The organism is Pseudomonas sp. Irchel 3E13 (assembly GCF_900187455.1).
Classification (GTDB): Bacteria; Pseudomonadota; Gammaproteobacteria; order Pseudomonadales; family Pseudomonadaceae; genus Aquipseudomonas.
On the sequence record NZ_FYDX01000011.1, the window covers coordinates 272,808 to 280,479 of the forward strand.

9 protein-coding genes and 1 pseudogene are annotated in these 7,672 nt (G+C 48.7%); 8 read left to right on the plus strand and 2 right to left on the minus strand.

Going from position 1 to position 7,672, the window contains the following annotated elements:
- Position 1 precedes the first annotated feature (1 nt).
- From CKW37_RS20935 to CKW37_RS20945, 6 genes and pseudogenes are all read left to right on the plus strand, one after another.
- Positions 2 to 2,194: pseudogene (locus tag CKW37_RS20935) on the plus strand (transporter substrate-binding domain-containing protein); the annotation flags it as partial.
- A gap of 98 nt (positions 2,195 to 2,292) precedes the next feature.
- A complete protein-coding gene (locus CKW37_RS32520; RefSeq protein WP_143502053.1) occupies positions 2,293 to 2,718 on the plus strand; it encodes a hypothetical protein in 426 nt (141 codons plus the stop codon).
- Positions 2,719 to 2,882: 164 nt separating this feature from the next.
- Positions 2,883 to 3,422 (plus strand): type 4 pilus major pilin, encoded by a 540-nt coding sequence (locus tag CKW37_RS20940; protein WP_095158015.1) that lies wholly within the window; start codon positions 2,883 to 2,885, stop codon positions 3,420 to 3,422.
- Positions 3,423 to 3,547: 125 nt separating this feature from the next.
- Complete coding sequence (locus CKW37_RS32525; RefSeq protein WP_143502055.1) at positions 3,548 to 4,135, plus strand: hypothetical protein; 588 nt, start codon at positions 3,548 to 3,550, stop codon at positions 4,133 to 4,135.
- Between the two features lie 37 nt (positions 4,136 to 4,172).
- Positions 4,173 to 4,550: a hypothetical protein gene (locus tag CKW37_RS32530; RefSeq protein ID WP_143502057.1), complete on the plus strand. Its 378-nt coding sequence runs from the start codon at positions 4,173 to 4,175 to the stop codon at positions 4,548 to 4,550.
- 185 nt (positions 4,551 to 4,735) lie between these two features.
- Positions 4,736 to 5,053, plus strand: a complete 318-nt coding sequence (locus tag CKW37_RS20945; RefSeq protein WP_095158017.1) for a hypothetical protein — start codon at positions 4,736 to 4,738, stop codon at positions 5,051 to 5,053.
- Positions 5,054 to 5,150: 97 nt separating this feature from the next.
- Here the strand turns inward: CKW37_RS20945 and CKW37_RS20950 are convergent, their stop codons facing one another.
- Both CKW37_RS20950 and CKW37_RS20955 read right to left on the minus strand, forming a co-directional pair.
- Positions 5,151 to 6,170 carry a replication initiation protein gene (locus tag CKW37_RS20950; protein WP_095158019.1) on the minus strand — a complete coding sequence of 340 codons (1,020 nt, stop codon included), beginning with the start codon at positions 6,168 to 6,170 and terminating at the stop codon, positions 5,151 to 5,153.
- A gap of 210 nt (positions 6,171 to 6,380) precedes the next feature.
- Positions 6,381 to 6,710 (minus strand): helix-turn-helix domain-containing protein, encoded by a 330-nt coding sequence (locus CKW37_RS20955; protein WP_095158021.1) that lies wholly within the window; start codon positions 6,708 to 6,710, stop codon positions 6,381 to 6,383.
- Positions 6,711 to 6,873: 163 nt separating this feature from the next.
- Here CKW37_RS20955 and CKW37_RS20960 point away from each other — a divergent pair, with 163 nt between their 5' ends.
- Together CKW37_RS20960 and CKW37_RS32535 are read left to right on the plus strand one after the other, a co-directional pair.
- Positions 6,874 to 7,182: a hypothetical protein gene (locus tag CKW37_RS20960; RefSeq protein ID WP_095158023.1), complete on the plus strand. Its 309-nt coding sequence runs from the start codon at positions 6,874 to 6,876 to the stop codon at positions 7,180 to 7,182.
- Between the two features lie 50 nt (positions 7,183 to 7,232).
- Positions 7,233 to 7,640: a hypothetical protein gene (locus CKW37_RS32535; protein WP_143502059.1), complete on the plus strand. Its 408-nt coding sequence runs from the start codon at positions 7,233 to 7,235 to the stop codon at positions 7,638 to 7,640.
- The last annotated feature ends 32 nt before the right edge of the window (positions 7,641 to 7,672 follow it).

A 7,672-nucleotide genomic window follows, 5' to 3' on the forward strand; every position in this document is an offset into this window, starting at 1 on the left:
CATGCTCAAGTCCATGCTGCTCGGCCTGCTGCTGGTCATGGCCTGCCTGAGCCCCGCGCTGGCAGACGACATCGGCGAGACCCACTACAAGCTGCTCAGCCGAAGCACCCAGATGCCGCTGGGCATCTCCCTGACGCCGGCCCAGCAAGCCTGGATCCAGACCCGCCGTGAACTGGTGCTGGGCACCTCGGCCCCGGACTACCCGCCGTTCGACATGACCGCCAGCGGCCGTGACTACGAAGGCCTCACCGCCGACTACGCCGGGCTGCTGGGCCTGACCCTCGGGCTACCGATCAGGATCAAGCGCTACGCCAGTCGCGACCTGGCCTTGCAAGCCCTGGTGGACGGCGACATCGACCTGCTGGGCAGCGCCAACAGCTATGACGTCGCCACTGCCGGCGTGGCCCTGTCCCAGCCCTACGCCGAAGACCAACCGGTACTGGTAACCCGGGAAAACGAGACCCGGCCGCTGGATACCGGCCTGAGTGGCCTGCGCCTGAGCATGATCGCGCACTACCTGCCGCTCGCCGAAGTCCGCGCCACCTACCCCCACGCCAGCATCAGCACCTACAGCTCCTACCACCACGCCCTGAATGCCGTGGCCTTCGACCAGGCCGACGTCTTCCTCGGCGACACCGTGTCGACTCACTACCTGCTCAATCAGAGCCACCTGCAAAACCTCAAGATGGCCAACTTCGCCAAGCATGAGGCCATGGGTTTCGGCTTTGCCGTCCACCAGAGCAACGCCGTGCTGCTGACGCTGGTCAACAAGACCCTGGAAGCCGTCACCAGCAGCACCCGCGCCAGCATCTTCCGGCGCTGGAGTGCCGGCAGCAGCATCCTGCTGACCGACCGCAAGCTGCAATTGTCGCCCAGCGAAGAACTCTGGCTGGCGAAGAACCCGGTCGTAAGGGTGACCGTCGACGAGCATGCCGCACCGCTGACCTTCTTCGACAAGTCCGGCAACCTGCGGGGCATCGCCGCCGACCTGCTCGAACTGATTCGCCTGCGCACCGGCCTGCAATTCGAAATCCGCCGCAGCAGCGGCATCAGCGACATGATCGATCAGTTGAACCATGGCCATGCCGACATGATCGCGGCGATCTCCTACAGCCCCGAGCGCGCCGCCACCTTGACCATCAGCCGGCCCTACCTGGAAAACTCCTACGTGCTGGTCACCCGCGACGGCAAGGACGCGCCCCAGTCCCTCGAACAACTGCAAGGCCGGCGCCTGGCGGTCACCCGCGGCAATATCCTCAACGAAAACATTCGCAAGCTGTACCCCGACATCCAGCTGGTGGCCACCGAAGACATCGCCGCGGCCGCCTCATTGCTGGCGCACCGTCAGGTCGACGGCATGGTCATGGCCCTGATCAACGCCAATTTCAACCTGACCACCCAGCGCGACCTGGTGATCCGCTCCACCGTCAGCGATGCCTCGGCCACGTTCTCCCTGGCGACCTCGCGCAACGCCCACGAACTCGCCTCGATCCTCGACAAAGCGCTGACCAGCATCGTCCCCGAGGAAATGGGTATCATCAACAGTCGCTGGCGCGCCTACAGCGGCAACACCTATTCCTACTGGCAGAGCTACCAGCAGACCATCCTCAAAGTGATCCTAGGCACCTTGGTCCTGCTGCTGCTGTCACTGGCCTGGAATGCCTGGATGCGCCGCCAGATCAAACAGCGCGAGGCCGCTGAACGCGCACTCAACGACCAGCTCGAATTCATGCGCGCGATGGTCAACGGCACGCCCCACCCGATCTATGTCCGCGACCGCGACGGCCTGCTGCAGACCTGCAACGAAAGCTACCTGCAGGCCCTCGGCGCCGGGCCCGAGGATGTCCTCGGCAAATCCATCGACGACGCCCCTCTGGGTGGCTCGGACGATGCGCGGAAAATCCAGGCCGACTACCTGCGGGTCATGAACGAAGGCCGCTCGCTGATCCTCGACCGACCGCTGATGATGAAGAACGTCGAGCTGACGATCTATCACTGGATCCTGCCGTACCGCGACTCCCTCGGCGAAGTCAAAGGCATCATCGGCGGCTGGCTGGACATCAGCGAGCGCCGCCAACTGGTCCACGACCTGCGCCTGGCCAAGGAGCAGGCCGATGCCGCCAGCCGCGCCAAAAGTACCTTCCTCGCAACCATGAGCCACGAAATCCGCACGCCGATGAATGCAATGATTGGATGTTTTTGTAGAAAAAACCACAAGCTTCGATCTCATTTCCGATGCCATAGCTAAGAGGTATGATTGACTAAGTTCGCCTACTATATGGATGCAGAGAAATGGCATTTTGGAAACTTGGAAGCAAGAAAAGCAAAGAAAATGACCTCAAAAAGACAGCAATTGAAACTGGCTCTTTTGTCATTGATATTCAATTAAAGGCTGTAGGAGGAACACCCGAGTTTGAAGAGCTATTCCATAGCCCTTTCGTCCGAGGCTACTTTATCGGGGTTTTTTCTGGCGCAATGCAAGCATTTAAAATTGAGGGTTATGGAGACCATACAGCAACAATGGCGTTTCTTGTTGGTGGTCATATTGCCCTCATAGGTGAAAAGCATGGATTGTCCTTTGCCATGGACTCATTAAATTATCAAGGAAATAAAGACTATGATTTGGGGAATAGGTTAGGAGGACAAGAGCTGATTGGTTTTTTAAATCGAGAAATTATTACCCCAAGACAGCTTATGGATTATATCAAGGGGAATTAACCGCACCATTTCCAAATAAAGAAACCGCCTTTCGGCGGTTTAGTGCTTAGTTTAATAACAACAAAAAACACAAGCTACATTCAGGTTAACATATCAATTTTCAATAACAAGGCTATTTATAAAAATAAGTGATAATATGTAATATATAACAAAAAATCACAACAATGATAAAAAGAAATAAAAGTATTGCGGGTGTAACTCTTGTTGAGGCACTAATATGGTTTGCTATTTTCGCAGCCGTTCTCTACGGGGTTTTCTCACTTTACTCACAATCACGAAATGCGGGTAATGCCTCGACTGTAAACAAAGAGCTATCCACCATTTTCTCTCAAACAGAGCAGTTGTTTGCCACTGAAGATACTGCACAACTGACAGACGGCGGGAACAGCCTTGCGTTGAACCTTGGGATTTATCCTAAGAGCTTAAAGTCATCCGCTAATGGTTCAAGTATCAATAACGTTTTTGGTGGGGCCGTTACGATAACGGGCGAAACACCCAGCGGATTCACCGTAACCTATAACCGAGTCCCTACAGGTGAAGTATGCGCCAATATTATCAGAGCGCAAAAGGCAGTAGGCTGGGATAGTGTTAATGGAATGAATTACGACAAAGACTATAAAATATCAGACGCCAACACCTTGTGCGGCCCCAGTGGCAATGGAACATTGGACTTGGTATTTGTAAGAGCAAACACCAATAGCTAACAAATCATACAATTACAAAAGCCCTTCGTTGGGCTTTTTGTTTTTGAACGATTAGTTGATGGTTATCAGCGGAGAATCATCAGTGTAAAAATGCTAATATTTATATATAACAAAAAATACAAGATATGGACACAAACAAAGGACGTCTGGTAGAGGAAACATTAGACGAGTTACACAATCAAAAAATAAATAACTTGAGTTCGAGACTTGATGCTCTTCAAGAGCAGAACAAAAACGCCGACCTGTGGCACAAAATAGGCAAAGGGTTTCAGGCTGTTAGAAACTCTTCAATTGGCGCATTAGCATTAGGCACATTTGGCATGATGGCCGTATTGGCTTACGGTCCTGCTGTAAATAACACTGGGTTTACCGCTGATTTAGCTCCTCATCTTACTACGGCACTATCTGTTGCCTATGCAGGAGTAGCGGGCTTTATAGCAACACATCTTGGCGCAAAAAATGCGGAATATAAGACTTTTATAAAGTCTTGTGATGTAGAAGATGAACGAAAAAAGCTGATGGTGGCTGCTCAGGGTGCTAATGACTCTCTAAATGAGCACGCATTAAAATACGGAGTAAGCCATGAAACAAAAGAAAAAATGGATAAGCTCTACAACGATATCTTCTCTAATAAAACTAAATCGCCTTTGGTGAGAGATCAAGATGAATATTTCGAAAAACGCGCAAGAAAAAATGGGATTGCGAAAATATAATTCGAGCTATTAATACAAATCTCAGGAGCGAAATTTTATGTCACAAGCACAACAAAACAACAACACCCTTTCAAGTTTCTATGCAAAAACAAAAACGTTTTATGCGATTTTATTTTTTCTTTTGGGTTCATTTGATTTTTTGATTTTCTTAATCAGCACCTACAAAGCTATTTCTGATAGGTTATTCAGCCCTGATCACGGTCTTGGACTCAGACTAAGTGCTTTGCATGAGCCATTTCATTTCGAGCGCCTGATAACAACTGCCTGTTTGATTATAACTGCATGCGTATTAGTTAATAGGCCCAACAGAGTGAATCAGCTAAGCATAGTAAAGAAATACCCTACATCGGCAATGTTATTTTGCTTTTTGGGGTTATTTATATCATTATTCTATAATCTCGAAGTAATCACTTAATCAGTCAATTGTATTGAGCGCATTGGATCAGGAGGGGTGGCCGTCACCAAGATACTCCCCTACGGGCTATTATCCCTGATATAGTTAAATTCCAACTTTTGTCTCATCCGGCCCGCCCTGCCAGAGTGAAAATTGACAGTTTGTCGGGTCAGGTATAGTATTCGGTAGAAATGGAGTGCAATACAATGGATAAAGCAAGTGATTACGAAAGCGCAGTAGTTCAGATCAATAGCTCCATTCGTGAGCTGGAAAGAGTCATTCTTACCGACCGAATTGAAGGGGTTAAGATTTTAGAGTTTTTCCTTTCCTTCAATCCAGCAATATTTAACCAAGATGATTTGAGTATCAAAATGGATGCCTGGCGACTGCTGAATGGGCATTGCAAGGCTCATGCACGCCTAATTGTTGAACAAAGCATGTCATTTGATATCCCTATCTGGAAAACTTACAGGGAGAAAATTCAAAAAGTAATAGACCGTAGAAGGGAGATTTTTGCGGTTTAGACGAAAATATTGGATTAGGAGAGAGAAACGCCCGCCGAGATACTTCCCTACTGGGCTATTATCCCTGATATAGTAAAAGTGCAACTTTAGTGCCAAATTAAAAACTGCTCGCCTCAATTAGACCTTGGCTCTTTTTTCTGTAGTAAGTCCTACGACTCATATTTAATTTCTCCCAAGGCTTATCTTGGGCCTCTACTGTGCGACCTGCATCGACGTTATTTTCTTTTCTATAATAGTAGGTTCGTTTCGGTATCCCTTCGTCTTCCCAAGGCTTACCGTCTACATAGATAAGATTCGCTGAGCTTTTTTTCCTTGACTGCTTGGCTCGCTCGCTTTTCAGTTCGTTGAGCCTTTCAATTGAGAAGTGCTGAGTGATAAAGCGATACACACTGTCGGCAATAGTTCTAACCTCGTTCATGCCTAATGGACACTCGAAAGTGTTGGACAGCATCGCTTGGTCAAGGATCTCGGCATGCAGCTCGACCTGGTGGAACCTGTGCCAATTCGAATAGGCCCATAAGCGTAGTGTTTCGAACAAGGTGCAGTTTCGTCCAGATGCGAATCCGTCCTCTACATTCTTCTTTTTCTTAGCCTCCCTCTGGTGCCTAACAAGGTCTTTATCTACAAACTCATTAAGATAATCTAAGTCATATGGCTCATCTTGAAATGAAAAAACCTTAAAAGCAGATGTATTGAACGGGTTTTTCGTTAAGAGCCCATTGTAGTTCATGTCTGCACCGATTCTCACAGCAAGCCCATGCTCAACATCCGAACAATATTTAATAGGCTTTAAAAGCCCTCTAACGTCTGTTTTAACAGATGTATTGAGGATGTAGGTTAGGTGAGAGCGGCCGTTGTCTAAGTTCCTGACTATCAAGTGCGGGGCTGGCAATCCTTTATCCGACCAGTCCAATACGCTCATGTCGCTATCCAAATCAAATATCATAAAATATTTGTGAGTGAGCGAGTTAGGTTGAAGGTAGATGGATTTTATAGCTGAACTTACTGGGCCAACTTGTTTTCCAAATGAATAGTTGTTTGTATGGTAGGGTTTCTTAGGAAGTTTCGACCTGTATACTTCAAGCGTATTTTTGAGCGTTAATTGACTGCAGTGCATTTTCTCCTCTATTATTTTTATTATCAGGAGAAAATTTCGAGACTGGCTCTTGCTACATCAACTTTAAATGGTATATTGAATATACAAAGTGTTGAGCGTAGAAATTGTTAAGGTTGGTCGCCCCGGAATTTCTACTCCTTTATAAGCAAGATAACATTTACCCCTTAAAGTGCAAACTTTAAGGGGTTTTGTTTTATGATTCAGATTGAATTAGTCTGTTTTGGATGCAAGGGCGTTATCAACAGCGGCTTTGAGTTTTAAAAGTTCGCCTTTATCTGCTTTACAAATAACGTTCAGTAGGTAGGCACGCATTTCTTCTTCGGTCGGTTCTACCTTTGTCTCGACAAAGAAATCACGAACCTGGACCTTCAAAACACGGGCGAATGTATCAAGTGCATCAAGGCTTGGCGTCCGGTCGCCCGTCTCCAATCGGCTGATGGTCTTCGGATCGAAGCCTGTCAGCTCGCCGAACTCGGCCTGTGTCAGACCTGCCTGCTTGCGGTAGTGACGTAGCGCCTTGCCGATGTCTGTTCGTGCCATGAGAAATCCCTTGAAGAATCAATCACTTAACGACACGGTGGCGGTCTTTAAAACGCCCTTAAAAGTCACCTTATGATTTTGTACTTCTCATAATGTGACCTTTTAGGTAGAGTTTTTACGCCTGCCGATCAACGGCCGGCGTCTGGGACAGGAGAAAAAGGCTATGAAACAGGTAGTTATGGCGTTGGTGCTGGGGTGTGGGGCGGCTGGAATGGTTGGATGTGCGGAAATGCAGCAGCAGGCCGGATCGCTCCTGGGACAACCGGCTCAGCCGCAGCAAGTCGCAATGGAAGGCGGTCAGCCTGTCCAGACACTGGGCGGTGGTCAATCGAGCCAAGGCACGGTGCAGAACGCCGTAGCGCAGGAAGGGTCGTCTATGGCTTCTGACATGGCTAAAGAGGCAACCAGCACGCTGAAAAATGAAGTGAGTTCTTCGATCCGCTCCGCCATCCGTGGTGCTTTCAGCCGTTAAGCGAGTGATGAGAAGCCCCAAATGGGGCTTCCCCTCATTGAGGAACAATTATGAGGCGCTTAATAGTTGCCGCTGGCGTGCTTTTGGCTGGGCAAGTGAATGCAGCTTGTCAGGATAGATATTATTACTATCGCCCAACGTTGACCGTGACCAGTGTTAAAAGCTGGCAAGTTTATGACGATAAGGCTTTTCTAAATAGCCGAGAGCACTCGGATATTGAAAGGATGGTCAAAGAATGCGGCGCCCCTGCCGTTGGTGGCAAATACAACATCCAAGCAATATTGAATATAGTGGTTCCAGCTAATTTCTATCAGCTTAGAAAACCACTGTTTAACTATCCAAACATTCGACTCCCGAACGGTGTTAAGGAATCTCCGAACAAGCCTTCAGTTATGCGAGAATCCCCGCAACACCTGATCCGAGCCGCCCATGAGCCAGATGAGCTTTTCCGACTTTGAGTACGCCGGCAAGCGCAAGCAAACCCGCCGAG